This is a genomic window from Achromobacter sp. CSND-B12, from assembly GCF_052906545.1.
The window spans coordinates 2,114,506-2,127,023 of sequence record NZ_JBREGJ010000001.1 but is presented as its reverse complement, the minus strand read 5'-3'; the positions used below and the strand labels follow the sequence as shown (position 1 = coordinate 2,127,023).

General features: G+C 70.0%; 14 protein-coding genes and 1 pseudogene. 7 read left to right on the top strand and 8 right to left on the bottom strand.

Features of this window, described 5'->3' with window-relative positions:
* Nucleotides 1-112: 112 nt before the first annotated feature.
* Both ACUTAG_RS09975 and ACUTAG_RS09970 read right to left on the bottom strand, forming a co-directional pair.
* Nucleotides 113-928, bottom strand: coding sequence for an IclR family transcriptional regulator (locus tag ACUTAG_RS09975; protein WP_058665734.1), 816 nt, complete (start codon nucleotides 926-928; stop codon nucleotides 113-115).
* 10 nt (nucleotides 929-938) lie between these two features.
* A complete protein-coding gene (locus ACUTAG_RS09970; RefSeq protein WP_058665735.1) occupies nucleotides 939-1,745 on the bottom strand; it encodes an HAD-IIB family hydrolase in 807 nt (268 codons plus the stop codon).
* 147 nt (nucleotides 1,746-1,892) lie between these two features.
* On the opposite strand from ACUTAG_RS09970, the gene ribBA reads away from it, so the two are divergent.
* The 6 genes from ribBA to ACUTAG_RS09940 all read left to right on the top strand — a co-directional run bounded on the left by ribBA (nucleotide 1,893) and on the right by ACUTAG_RS09940 (nucleotide 6,475).
* A complete protein-coding gene (ribBA, locus tag ACUTAG_RS09965) occupies nucleotides 1,893-3,068 on the top strand; it encodes a bifunctional 3,4-dihydroxy-2-butanone-4-phosphate synthase/GTP cyclohydrolase II (RefSeq protein WP_006385954.1) in 1,176 nt (391 codons plus the stop codon).
* 10 nt (nucleotides 3,069-3,078) lie between these two features.
* Nucleotides 3,079-3,609: a 6,7-dimethyl-8-ribityllumazine synthase gene (ribH, locus tag ACUTAG_RS09960; RefSeq protein ID WP_006391339.1), complete on the top strand. Its 531-nt coding sequence runs from the start codon at nucleotides 3,079-3,081 to the stop codon at nucleotides 3,607-3,609.
* Entirely contained in the window at nucleotides 3,578-4,069 is a 492-nt protein-coding gene (nusB, locus tag ACUTAG_RS09955; protein WP_006385956.1) for a transcription antitermination factor NusB, read from the top strand. The genes ribH and nusB overlap by 32 nt, the downstream gene beginning before the upstream one ends.
* A gap of 221 nt (nucleotides 4,070-4,290) precedes the next feature.
* Entirely contained in the window at nucleotides 4,291-5,256 is a 966-nt protein-coding gene (gene thiL / locus ACUTAG_RS09950) for a thiamine-phosphate kinase (RefSeq protein ID WP_446650124.1), read from the top strand.
* A 149-nt stretch (nucleotides 5,257-5,405) separates the two neighbouring features.
* Nucleotides 5,406-5,912, top strand: coding sequence for a phosphatidylglycerophosphatase A family protein (locus ACUTAG_RS09945; RefSeq protein ID WP_006385958.1), 507 nt, complete (start codon nucleotides 5,406-5,408; stop codon nucleotides 5,910-5,912).
* On the top strand, nucleotides 5,909-6,475 hold the full coding sequence (locus tag ACUTAG_RS09940) for a CinA family protein (protein WP_053498171.1): 567 nt from the start codon (nucleotides 5,909-5,911) through the stop codon (nucleotides 6,473-6,475). Before ACUTAG_RS09945 ends, ACUTAG_RS09940 begins: the two co-directional genes overlap by 4 nt.
* Before the next feature lie 68 nt (nucleotides 6,476-6,543).
* Here the strand turns inward: ACUTAG_RS09940 and pyrF are convergent, their stop codons facing one another.
* From pyrF to ACUTAG_RS09925, 3 genes are read right to left on the bottom strand one after another with little or no spacing between them, the layout of a single operon-like run.
* Entirely contained in the window at nucleotides 6,544-7,362 is an 819-nt protein-coding gene (gene pyrF, locus ACUTAG_RS09935; RefSeq protein WP_006385960.1) for an orotidine-5'-phosphate decarboxylase, read from the bottom strand.
* 7 nt (nucleotides 7,363-7,369) lie between these two features.
* The gene (locus tag ACUTAG_RS09930; protein ID WP_446650123.1) at nucleotides 7,370-8,689 is read right to left on the bottom strand and encodes an NAD(P)/FAD-dependent oxidoreductase; all 1,320 of its coding nucleotides are present in this window, start codon (nucleotides 8,687-8,689) and stop codon (nucleotides 7,370-7,372) included.
* Between the two features lie 52 nt (nucleotides 8,690-8,741).
* A complete protein-coding gene (locus ACUTAG_RS09925; RefSeq protein WP_006385962.1) occupies nucleotides 8,742-9,140 on the bottom strand; it encodes a diacylglycerol kinase in 399 nt (132 codons plus the stop codon).
* Nucleotides 9,141-9,407: 267 nt separating this feature from the next.
* Between ACUTAG_RS09925 and ACUTAG_RS09920 the strand changes: the two genes are divergently transcribed.
* A complete protein-coding gene (locus tag ACUTAG_RS09920) occupies nucleotides 9,408-10,964 on the top strand; it encodes a mannitol dehydrogenase family protein (protein ID WP_148317169.1) in 1,557 nt (518 codons plus the stop codon).
* Between the two features lie 104 nt (nucleotides 10,965-11,068).
* On the opposite strand, the gene ACUTAG_RS09915 is transcribed toward ACUTAG_RS09920, so the two are convergent.
* The 3 genes and pseudogenes from ACUTAG_RS09915 to ACUTAG_RS09905 form a co-directional block, all read right to left on the bottom strand.
* On the bottom strand, nucleotides 11,069-11,779 hold the full coding sequence (locus ACUTAG_RS09915; protein ID WP_020926363.1) for an ABC transporter ATP-binding protein: 711 nt from the start codon (nucleotides 11,777-11,779) through the stop codon (nucleotides 11,069-11,071).
* Nucleotides 11,776-11,943 carry an ABC transporter ATP-binding protein C-terminal domain-containing protein gene (locus ACUTAG_RS09910; protein ID WP_369817049.1) on the bottom strand — a complete coding sequence of 56 codons (168 nt, stop codon included), beginning with the start codon at nucleotides 11,941-11,943 and terminating at the stop codon, nucleotides 11,776-11,778. Before ACUTAG_RS09910 ends, ACUTAG_RS09915 begins: the two co-directional genes overlap by 4 nt.
* A 99-nt stretch (nucleotides 11,944-12,042) precedes the next feature.
* Nucleotides 12,043-12,489 (bottom strand): annotated as a pseudogene (locus tag ACUTAG_RS09905) (ABC transporter ATP-binding protein); the annotation flags it as partial.
* Nucleotides 12,490-12,518 lie beyond the last annotated feature (29 nt).

The window sequence follows — 12,518 nt, the reverse complement described above, 5'->3', positions numbered from 1 at the left end:
TTTGTTCGTTTTGTTCGCTTTGGGTTCGTTTATGCGCGAACGGCGCGACGGCCGCGCGAGTGGATCGGCGGATCCGTCGCGCGGCTTGCGGGTCAGGCGGGAGGAGGGAAGGTCAGGCGCGGTAGCCCAGCTTGCGCGAGATCTCGTGCGCGCAGGCTAGCAACGGACGGGCGATGGCGCCGTCCCAGGACACGTCGAACAGGCCGGTGGGGCCCAGGCTGGTCAGCGCCAGCACGATGTTGCCGGTGTTGTCGAACACGGGCACCGACAGGGCGTCGACGCCCGGCAGCGGGTTGCCCAGGGCGCGCGCCATGCCGTGCACGCGGATGTCCGCCAGTTGCGCCTCGATGTTGGCGCGGCTGACCTTGCGCGGCGGCGACACGCTGGAGATCACCGCCGTATCGCCTTCCTCGCGGGCGATGTAGTGCTCGCTGACCTTGGGCGGCAGCCAGGCCGCGAACACCAGGCCGGTGGCGGTGTGCAGCATCGACATCACGGTGCCCTTGCGCATGTTCACGTGCACCGGATAGCTGGCCTCGGTCATGTGGATCATGGTGGGGCCGTGCGAGCCCAGCACCGCGATGCCCAGCGTGTGGCCGATCTCGGATTGCAGTTTGGCGATCTCGGGCATGGCGATGCGCACCGGATCCAGCCGCTGCAGGCTGACCAGGCCCATCTGCAGCGCGAACGGCCCCAGCTCGTACTGGCCGGTGATGCTGTCCTGCTGCACCAGGCCGACCCGGATGAAGCTGACCAGGTAGGGGTGGGCCTTGGCCGAGGTCATGCCGGCGCCGGCGGCCAGATCGCGCAGGGTCAGCGGCTTGGCGGCGTCGACCAGGGCGGCCAGCAGCGGCACGCCCACTTCGATGGACTGGATGCTGCGGCGGCCGTCGTTGGCGGCGGGGGCGGAGGGTTTGGCGGTGACCACGGTGCGTGCCTCAGGCGGTGACGGCGCGGGCGGCCAGCAGTCGGTCGGCCATCTCGGTGAAGCCGGCGCCGCCATGGAACGCGGCCACGTAGGCGGGGCGGTGCGTCAGGCGGTGCAACTGCGACTGGATGTTGGCCACGCCGACCGAGACCGGGAAGTAGGCGAACATGGGCTCGTCGTTGGGCGAGTCGCCGATGAACAGCGTGCTGTCGAGCACGCCGGCCACGTCGATGCCGAATTCGCGCTGGAACAGGGTGCGCGTCATGGTCAGCTTGTCGTAGTCGCCGAACCAGCCGTTGACGTGGATCGAGCTGACCTTGGCCTGGGCGCCGGCATCCTCGAAGATGCGCACGATGCGACCGATATCGGCCTCGGGCAGGGGCGGCACGTCTTCGCAGAAGTCGATGGCCAGGTCGGCCACGCGGTAGTCCTGGTCGCTGGCCACGGCGGCGCCGTGCACCTCGGCCAGCACCCGGTCGCGGATCGCGTCCAGCTTTTTGCGGCTGGCCTGGCGCGTGGCCGCGTCGGTCCAGTAGTGCGTGACCATGCGGCGCGCCTGGCGGTCGTAAGCGTAGTAGAACGCGCCGTTCTCGCCGACCACCGCGCGCACCGGCCACATGCGGGCGATGTGGTCGCACCAGCCGGCCGGGCGGCCGGTGATTGGCACCACCTGGATGCCGGCCTGTTCCAGGCGTTCCAGGGCGGCGTAGGCGTCGGCGGGCAGCCGGCCTTCGGTGGTCAGGGTGTCGTCGATGTCGGTGAGCACGACGCGGATCCCCGCCGCGACGGTCAAAGGCATGGCCGCAAGGGCTTGCATGGCGTTTTTCCTTGGTTTTATGGGGTGTTCTCCGGCCGAAAGTTTAACCGGATGGCCCTGTTTGGGCGGGGGCGGCGCGGGCCGGTAGGGGATATGGCGCCGGGGGCGGTAAAATCCGGGCTTTCCCGCCTGGTTTGCGTGCCTGCCATGTCCGTCCAGTTGTCCCCATTGCCCGGCTCTGAGCCGGAATCCTTCGATATTGCCTCGGTCGCCGAGATCATCGCCGAGCTGCGCGCCGGCCGCATCGTCATCCTGGTTGACGAAGAAGACCGCGAAAATGAAGGCGACCTCGTCATGGCCGCCGAATTCGTCACGCCCGAGGCCATCAACTTCATGGTGACCCACGGCCGCGGCCTGGTGTGCCTGACCCTGACCGAAGAACGCTGCCGCCAGCTGGACCTGCCGCTGATGGCGGCCCGCAACGGCACGCGATACGGCACCAATTTCACCCAGTCGATCGAGGCCGCCGAAGGCGTCGAGACCGGCATTTCGGCCGCCGACCGCGCCCGCACCATCCAGGTGGCGGTGGCGCGCGACGCCAAGCCGTCCGACCTGGTCCAGCCCGGCCATATCTTTCCGGTGCGCGCCGTGCCCGGCGGCGTGCTGGTGCGCGCCGGCCACACCGAGGCCGGCTGTGACCTGACCGCCATGGCCGGCCTGACCCCGGCCGCGGTGATCTGCGAAATCCTCAAGCCGGACGGCACCATGGCGCGCCTGCCCGACCTGGTCGAGTTCGCCCGCGAGCACAACCTGAAAATCGGCACCATCGCCGACCTGATCCAATACCGCAGCGAGCACGAATCCATCGTCAAGCGCGTCGGCAAGCGCAGCATGCAGACCGCCTGGGGCACCTTCGAGGCCGTGGCCTACGAAGACGCCGCCACCGGCTCGGCCCACCTGGCGCTGGTGCATGGTACCGTGGCGCCAGAGGTCGAGACCCTGGTGCGCGTGCATGAGCCGGCCTCGGTGCTGGACGTGCTGGATACCGGCGCCAGCCCGCACAGCTGGGGCGTGGCGCAGGCGCTGCAGGCCATTTCGCAGGCGCCGGCCGGCGTGCTGGTGCTGATGAACTGTCAGTCCTCCACCGAACACCTGTTCGCCCAGATCGCCGGCTGGAACGACCCCAAGGCCAATGCCAACCCCGCCAACGCCGACCGTTTCGGCCTGCGCACCTACGGCATCGGCGCCCAGATTCTGCGTGACCTGAACGTGGGCCAGATGAAGCTGCTGGCCCGGCCGCGCAAGATGCCCAGCATGGCGGGCTTCTCGCTCACCATTACGGGTTACGATTGCGACCCTCCGAACTCTCCCGCAACACACTGAAGGCCGACACATGAACCCTTACATCCTCACCCCCGACCTGAACGGCGAAGGGCTGCACATCGGCATCGTTCGCGCCCGTTTCAATGAAGAGATCGGCCAGGCCGAACTCGAAGCGTGCCTGAAGGAACTGGCCGAACTCGGCGTGGACGAGCGCGACGTGATGGTCGCCACCGTGCCGGGCGCCCTGGAACTGGGCGTGGCCCTGTCGCACATGGCCGAGACCTTCGAGTTCGACGCCCTCATCGCGCTGGGCGCGGTCATCCGCGGCGAGACCTATCACTTTGAAGTGGTCAGCAATGAAATGGCCACTGCCATCACCCGCATCTCCCTCGAGACCGGCATCCCGGTCGCCAACGGCGTGCTGACCGTGGACACCGACGAGCAGGCACAGGCCCGCGCCGCCGGCAAGGGCCGCGACTGCGCCCAGGTGGCCGTCGAAATGGCCAACCTGGTGGCGGCCCTGGAGCCCGAGGAAGAAGACGAAGACGACGAAGACGAGGACGAAGATTTTGACGACGAAGAAGACGACGACCAGCGCTGATAGCGCGGCGCAAGCCCGCGCCAATGCCCGCAGCGCGCGCCGCCGTGCGCGCGAATTCGCGCTGCAGGGCGTGTACGCGTGGCTGCTGCGCGGCGGCGAAGGCACGCAGGACGCCGGCGAGATCGATGCCCACCTGCGCGACACCGAGGAATTCTCCGAGGCCGACGCGCAGTGGTTCAAGACCTTGCTGCATGGCGTCCTGCGCGAAGCGCCCGCGCTGCGCGAGCGTTTCACGCCCTACGTCGACCGCCCGCTGGCCGAGCTGTCGCCGGTCGAGCACGGCATCCTGCTGATCGGCAGCTTCGAACTGATCCATCATGTCGAAGTGCCGTACAAGGTCGCCATCAACGAGGCCGTGGAACTGGCCAAGTCGTTCGGCGGCACGGATGGCTTCAAGTTCGTCAATGGTGTGCTCGACAAGCTGGCGGCGGACGTGCGCTCGCACGAAATGAAGAAGTAGATACCCCCCCCGAAGCGCTGCGCGCTTCCCCCCCAGGGGGGCGCCGCTGCGGACCGGCGGAGCCGGATCCGCGCGGCCCGGGTCTTGGGAGGGCCGTTTTTTGCGGCGGGCTTTCTCCTTTTGGAGCGGAGTTTTCCGCTCCTTTGGAGCGATTCTTCCCTTGGAGCGTCGCTCCTGCCTGGGAGTCAATACCGGCTGAAGTGCCGGACTGCGGAGTTGTCGTGGCGTCCGAATTCGATCTGATCGCGCGCTATTTCACGCGCTCCGCCCCGGCGGGCCTGCTGGGCGTGGGGGATGACTGCGCGTTGTTTCCGGTGCCGCCCGGCGAACAGGTGGCCACCAGCACCGATCTGCTGCTGGAAGGCCGGCATTTCTTTCCCGATGTCGATCCGAAGGCGCTGGGGCACAAGGCCCTGGCGGTGAACCTGTCGGACCTGGCCGCCATGGGCGCGCGGCCCATCGGTTGCGTGCTGGGGCTGGCGTTGCCGCGGCTGGACGAGCCGTGGCTGGCGGCCTTTGCCGACGGGTTCCATGCGCTGGCGGCGGCCCATGGCTGCCCGTTGATCGGCGGCGACACCACCCGCAGCGCCCATGACCTGGCCATCAGCGTGACCGTGTTCGGCGCCGTGCCGGCCGGCGCCGCGTTGCGCCGCGATGGCGCGCGGGCGGACGACGACATCTGGGTGTCCGGCGAACTGGGCGCGGCCGATGTGGCCTATCGCCTGCTCGACGGGCAGTACCCGGCCGACGCGGCGCGGCTGGCCGCGACCCGCGGCGCGCTGGAATGGCCCGAACCGCAGGTGGCGCTGGGGCTGGCGTTGCGGGGCATCGCGCACGCCGCCATCGATATTTCCGACGGTTTGCTGCAGGACCTGGGCCATATCCTTACGGCCAGCCGGGTGGGCGCGGTGCTGCACGAAGACCGCATGCCCGTGGCCGCCGCGCTGGCCGGCATGCCCGCCGACCTGGCGCGCCGCGCCGTGCTGGGCGGCGGCGACGTCTACCAGCTTTGCTTTACCGCGCCGGCCGCCCGCCGCGACGCCGTGCTGGCCGCCGCGCAGGCGGCGGGCGCGCGCGTGACCCGGGTGGGCAGCGTTTCGGCCCGGCCGGGGCTGGCGGTGCTGGATGCCGGCGGGCAAGCGCTGGCCCGGCTGCCCGCCGGCTTCGACCATTTCCCCGCGGCTTGAGGGGGCGCCTGCCTTGCCAGGCGCGCCGCCAAACCCTGGCACAATCGCTGCCACGGGCAGCGCCCGACAAGACCGCCATTTCCGTTGCCATTTTCCCTGCCATTGACGGGCCCGCATCCATGTCGTCCTTCTCTCCCCGCTCTCCCTCCATGCGCGAACGCTCGCGGGCCGTCTATCCCTCGCTGTCCTGGGTCTGCCGCGATCCGGGCCGGCTGATCGCCTTCGGCCTGGGCAGCGGCCTGATCCGGCCCGCCTCGGGCACCTGGGGCACGTTGCTGGCCTGGCTGATCTGGGTCGCGGCCGCGCCGGCCGCGTCCGATCTGGCCATCGGCATCTTCCTGGCGCTGGCCTTCCTGTATGGCTGCTGGGCCTGCGACCGTGTCGGCCGCGAACTCCAGCAACCCGATCATGTCGGAATGGTGTGGGACGAGATGGTGGCGTTCTGGCTGGTGCTGTGGCTGACGCCGGCCGGCTGGTTGTCGCAGGCGCTGGCGTTCGTGCTGTTCCGCACGTTCGACATCGTCAAGCCGCCGCCCATCAAGTTCTTCGATGCCCGCCTGAAGGGCGGTTTCGGGGTAATGTGGGACGATATCGTCGCGGCCGGATACGCCTTGCTGATCATGGCGCTGGTCGTGCGCACAGGAGTCTTGGGATGAACCAGCAACACGAAAGCGGCCGGTCCAATCTGTCGGCCGAACAATTGGCGCAGGCCACCGCTTATGGACTGGCCGAGCGGCTGGGCGACACGCTGCGGCGCCAGGGCCTGGTGCTGGGCACCGCCGAGTCCTGCACCGGCGGCCTGCTGGCCGGCGCCGTGACGGCGGTGGCCGGTTCCAGCGAGTGGTTCGATCGCGGCTTCATCACCTACAGCAACGACGCCAAGGTCGCCGAGCTGGACGTGTCGCCGGATGCGCTGCATCACTTCGGCGCGGTCAGCGAGCCGGTGGCGCTGGAAATGGCCAACGGTGTGCTGCTGGCATCGCCGGCAGCGCAGGTGGCGGTGTCCACCACCGGCATCGCCGGCCCGGGCGGCGCCACGCCGGGCAAGCCGGTGGGCATGGTGTGCTTCGGCTTCGCGCAGCGGGTCGGCGACGGCATCAGCAGCCGCGCCGTCACCCATGTCTTCGGCGGCGATCGCGCGCAGGTGCGCCAGCAGGCGGTTGAATTCGCGCTGCGCGGGGTGCTGGAACTGCTGGGGGCGCCGGTCAACCGGCGTTGAGGAGGACCGCGCGCGCAATGGCGCGGTCCAGGGATACCGCGGGAGCCGCCTGGCCCCGCGAGCGGCGCTCAGCGCACCGCGTTGATCGCGTCGCGCAGGCCGCGCGCGGCCTCGCCCGCGGCCTGGCGCCAGTCATCGCCGCCGCTGGCGTAGATGATGGCGCGCGACGAGTTGATCATCATGCCGCTGCGCGCGGCGTTGGCGCCGGCATTGACGGTGGCGGTGATGTCGCCGCCCTGGGCGCCGATGCCGGGCACCAGCAGCGGCACCGCGTCGCCGATGCGCTGGCGCACCGCGGCCAGCTCGTTCGGGAAGGTCGCGCCCACCACCAGGCCGCATTGGCCGTTGGCATTCCACTTGTCGGCCACCAGCCCCGCCACGTGCAGGTACAGGGGCTCGCCGTTGTCCATCTTGAGGAACTGCAGGTCCGACCCGCCGGGGTTGGAGGTGCGGCACAGCACGATCACGCCGCGGTCGCGCCAGGCCAGGTAGGGCTCGACCGAGTCCAGGCCCATGTACGGGCTGACCGTCAGCGCGTGCGCCTGGTAGCGCTCGTAGGCTTCGCGGGCGTAGTTCTCGGCGGTGGAGCCGATGTCGCCGCGCTTGGCGTCCAGCACGATGGGCAGGTCGGGGTGCTGGTCGCGGATGTGCTGGCACAGCGCTTCGAGCTGGTCTTCGGCGCGGTGCGCGGCGAAGTAGGCGATCTGCGGCTTGAAGCTGCAGGCGTAGGGCGCGGTGGCATCGACGATGTCGCGGCAGAACTGGAAGATCGCGTCCGGCTTGCCCTGCAGTTCACGCGGGAAGCGTTGCGGGTCGGGGTCGAGCCCGACTTGCAGGAGCGAGTTGCTGGTGGTCCAGGCGTGTTCGAGTCTTTGGAGGAAATTCATGGGGAGTTCAGTGCAGTTTGACCCGGGGGCGCGTGCGCCGCATGAGCAGGCGCGCCAGGGCCAGGGAGGCGGTGCGTGAGATGCCCAGCACCGCTTTGTGGTGCATCAGGTGCAGGCTCATGTACATCAGGCGCGCCAGTGTACCGCTTACGAACAGTCCCCGTCCGGCCAGCTTGCCCATCAGGCTGCCGACGCCGGCGTCCTGGCCCAGCGAGACCAGCGAGCCGTGGTCTTCGTAGACGTAGGGAGCGGTGGGTTCGGCCGCGCGGCGCAGGCGCGCGGTGAGCTTCTTGCACAGGTAGTCGGCCTGTTGGTGCGCGGCCTGGGCGCGCGCCGGCACGGTGCGGCCGTCGCGCCAGGGCGCGGCGCAGCAGTCGCCCAGCGCCAGGATGTGCGGGTCGGCGGTTTCGAGCCGTTCATTGACCTCGACCTGGCCCAGCTTGTTCAGCGGCAGGTCCAGTTCGGCCAGCAGGGCCGGGCCCTTGATGCCGGCCGCCCACATGCACAGCCGCGCCGGGAATTCGCGGCCGTCGGCGGTCTTGACGGAATCGGCGGTGACTTCCGAGACCCGGCACGCGGTTTCGACGCGGATGCCGAGTTCGGTGAGCCGCGCGGTGGCGGCGGCGGAGATCTTCTCGGGCAGCGCCGACAGGATGCGCGGCGCGCCCTCGACCAGCGTGATCGCCAGGTCGCGCTCGGCGCGGAAATTCGGCAGGCCGTAGGCGCTGACGACGTGGCTGGCTTCGGTCAGTTCGACCGCCAGCTCGACGCCGGTGGCGCCGCCGCCGACGATCACCAGGTCCAGCCGCGCCGACGGATCGCGCACCTTGGCCTGGTCGACCAGCGCCATGGCCTTGAGCATGGTCAGGCGGAACTGCTCGGCGTTCTCGGTGGTGTCCAGCGTGACGGCGTGTTCGGCCGCGCCCGGGGTATTGAAGAAATTGGAGGTGCTGCCCAGCGCCAGCACCAGCGTGTCGTAGGCCAGTTCGCGGCGCGGCAGCACTTCCTGGCCTTGCGCGTTGGCCACGGCGTCGACGCTGATCAGCCGGCGTTCGCGGTCGACACCGATCAACCGGCCCTGGGCGAAGGAAAAGCCGTTCAGGTACGCCAGCATCAGGTAGGACAGGCCTTCCTGGTGGATGTCCAGTGTGCCGGCCGCCGCTTCGTGCAGCGACGGCTTCCAGATGTGGAACGGCCGGCTGTCGACCAGGGTGATGTGCTGGCGGCCGTGGATGCGGCCGAGCTTGGCCGCCAGTTCGAGGCCGCCGGCACCCCCGCCGACGATGACGATGCGTTCCGAAGGGGCTGGCGTCGAGTTGGGCATCATGGCTCCCAGTATAGAGGCGCGGACCCCGGGGCGGGCAAGCCGGCGCCGGAATTCAGTGCATCACGAACCGGCTCACCGCCACGCCCACCCAGACGGCCACGGTGAACAGCAACAGCAGCATGACGGCCGCGCTGCCCAGGTCCTTGGCCCGTCCCAGCAGGGGATGGGTGTCGACAGACAAGGCGTCGGCCAGCGCTTCGACCGCCGAATTCAGCAGTTCCACCGCCAGCACCAGCACCACGGTGCCGATCAGGAAGAACACCTCGACGGTGGTGCGTCCCAAAAAGAACGCGGCCGGGATCAGCAGCACGGCCAGCGCCAGTTCCTGGCGGAAGGCGGCCTCGTACTTGATGGCGGCCTGCAGGCCCTGCAGCGAGTAGCGCAGCGCATTCAGGATGCGGCGCAGGCCGCCGGTGCTTTTGTAGGGCGAGTGGTGCGGATTGGTCGACATGGGAAGCGTAATAAGGCCGGGTGTGGCGGCTTTTTAACAGATATGGGTTGCCGGCGTGATTCGGCATGAGGCGGGTCAAGGATCCGTGGGTTTTTACTGGTAATACTACGTTACTTTTTGCCTTCGTCACGACCATGCGATACCCTGGCGACGCGCGGCATCGCGGCGTCGGCTTCGAGCCCGCCCGCCGTGTGCAATTCCCTACCAACGCGCCTTTCCGCCTGTCTCGGGGCAGATGCATGACGGCGCCATGAGACATTGCGATCCATGCTCGAACGCTTGAATACGGAGTCCTTGCCACGCCTGCCTGCGGACGTGGAGAAACCCGCCTATGACCGCAGCCGACTGACGCCGGGCATCGTGCATCTGGGGCTGGGCGCCTTTCACCGCGCGCACCAGGCGCTGGCCACGGACCTGGCCATGGCCGCCAGCCAGGACCTGACCTGGGGCATTCTCGGCGTGTCGCTGCGCAGCCCCGCCACGCGCGACGCGCTGGCGCCGCAGGACGGCCTCTACACCCTGGCGCTGCGTGACAGCGGCCCGGATGGCGCGGCGCGCGAGCAACTGCGCGTGGTCGGCGCGGTGCAGCGCGTGATGGTCGCCGAGGAAGACCCCCACGCGGTGCTCGAACGCATCGCCTATCCGCAGACGCGCATCGTCAGCCTGACCATCACCGAGAAGGGCTATTGCCACGACCCGGCCACCGGCCACCTGCGCTGGGACGATCCGGACATCCTGCACGATCTGGACAATCCGATCCGTCCGCGCAGCGCCATCGGCCTGCTGGTGCACGGCCTGGCGCTGCGCCGCGAGCGCGGCCTGCCCCCCGTGACGCTGCTGTCCTGCGACAACCTGCAGGCCAACGGCGACACTTTGCGCAGCCTGGTGCTGGCCTTCGCGCTGCGGCTGGACGTGGCCCTGACCAGCTGGATCGACACGCACTGCACCTTCCCCAATTCCATGGTGGACCGCATCGTGCCGGCCACGCGCGACGACGACCGCGCGCGCATCGCGCAGCGGCTGGGCGTGGAGGACGCCTGGCCGGTGATCGGCGAGCCCTACATGAACTGGGTGGTCGAGGATAGATTCGCGGCCGGGCGTCCGGCCTGGGAGGCGGCGGGCGCGACCTTCGTGGCCAACGCCGCGCCCTACGAGCGCCTGAAGCTGCGCATGGTCAACGGCCCGCACTCGGTGCTGGCCTACCTGGGCACGTTGCTGGGCGCGGCCACGATGCGGGAGGCCGCGGCGGTGCCGGCGCTGCGTGGCTTCGTCGACGACCTGATGCGCCACGAGATCGCGCCGACGCTCAAGGGCATCCCGGATGCCGGCCTGGAAGGTTATCGGCAGCGATTCCTGGCTCGGGTCGACAACGCGGCGCTGCCGCATCCGACCCGGCAGGTGGCGATGGACGGATCGCAGAAGCTGCCGCCCCGCCTGCTGGCCACGATCCGCGACCGCCTGCGCGGCGGTGACGACATCCGCAGGCTGGCGCTCGCCGTGGCGGCCTGGCTGCACTACCTGCGCGGCGAAGACGAGCACGGCGCGCGCTATCCCATCGAAGATCCGCTGGCCGCGCCGTTGTCCAGGCTGCTGGCGCGCGCCGATGTGGCGGCGCGGGCGGCTGCGCCCAAGCAGGCCGCGTATCGCCGCGCCCTGGTGCTGGCGGGCTATCGGCCGGTGTTCGGCGACCTGGGCGACAAGCCCGTGTTCGTCAACGCGCTAGCCGCGCAGCTGGAAATCCTGCGCGAACACGGGGCGCTGCATGCGCTGGAAGCGGGGTGGCGCGCGACCCCGCGCCTTCCGGTCCGGCCGATGCCGCGCTAGCGGCGGAGATGGCCGCGGGCGCTGGCGCCGAGGCCGCGCCACGCTCGCGGGAAGCGGCCGGCGTCGGCATGTGAGCCGGCGGCGCGACGGCCCCGGCCGCCGCGCTACACGCCCAGGTATTGCAGCAGGCGCGCTTCGTCGTCGATGAAGGCCTGGGACGTGCCGCTCCAGGCCACCCGGCCTTTCTCGATGATGGCGTGGCGATCGGCCGTGGCCAGCAGCGGCTCCAGGTTCTTGTCGATGCACAGTACCGCCAGCCCGGTGCGCTTGAGGCTTTCCAGCGCCTGCCAGATCTCTTCGCGCACCACCGGCGCCAGCCCCTCGGTGGCCTCGTCCAGGATCAGCAGGCGCGGATTCGTCAGCAGCGCGCGGCCGATGGCCAGCATCTGCTGCTCGCCGCCCGACAGGTGGCTGCCCAGGTGGCGCGCGCGTTCGGCCAGCCGCGGGAACAGCGCGTAGACGCGTTCCAGCGTCCAGGGCTGCGCCAGACCCTGGCGATTGTGCGCGGTGGCCACCAGGTTCTCGCGCACCGACAGGTTGGGGAACACGTGCCGGCCCTCGGGCACCAGGCCGATGCCGCATTGCGCCACCTTGTAGGCCGGCAGGGCGGCGACGTCGCGTCCGCCGAACGTGATGGCGCCGCGGCTGGCGCGGTTCAGGCCCATGATGGCCTTGACCGTGGTCGACTTGCCCATGCCGTTGCGGCCCAGCAGCGTCACGAACTCGCCCGCGGCGATATCCAGGTCGATGCCGAAGAGCGCCTGGCTGGCGCCGTAGTGCGCGGTCACGCCGCGCAGCGACAGCAGCGCGCTCATGCCGGCGCTCCCTGCGCGCGGCGGCCGGCGTGGCCGCGTTCGCTGCCCAGATAGCATTCGCGCACCTGCGGATCGTTGCGGATCTGGTCGGCATCGCCGCAGGCCAGGGCGCGGCCGTACACCAGCACCGTGATGCGGTCGGACAGTGCGAACACCGCCTGCATGTCGTGCTCCACCAGCAGGATGGTGTAGTGCCCGCGCAGCCGTTGCAGCAGGCGCGTCATGGCCTCGGATTCGTGCTGGCTCATGCCGGCCATGGGTTCGTCCAGCAGCAGCAGGGTGGGCTGGCAGGCCAGCACCATGGCCAGCTCCAGTTGCCGCAGCTCGCCATGCGCCAGGGCGGCGGCGGGTGTGTCGGCGCGGCCGTCGAGCCCGGCCTGCGCCAGCGCCTCGCGCGCCGGATCGCGCAGCGCCGGGGTCGACAGCACCGGCCGCCAGAAGCGGAAGCTGTGGCCGCGCCGCGCCTGCACCGCCATGGCCACGTTCTCCAGGGCGGTGAACGGCTTGAACACCGAGGTGATCTGGTAAGAGCGCGCCAGCCCGCGGCGCACGCGCCGCTCGACCGGCAGGCGCGTCACGTCCTCGCCGTCGAGCAGCACGCGGCCGCCGTCGGGCCGCAGCTCGCCGCTCAACTGGCCGATCAGCGTGGTCTTGCCGGCGCCGTTGGGGCCGATCACGGCATGCAGCTCGCCCGGCCGTACGTCCAGCGACAGGTCGTCGGTGACGGTCAGGCCGCCGT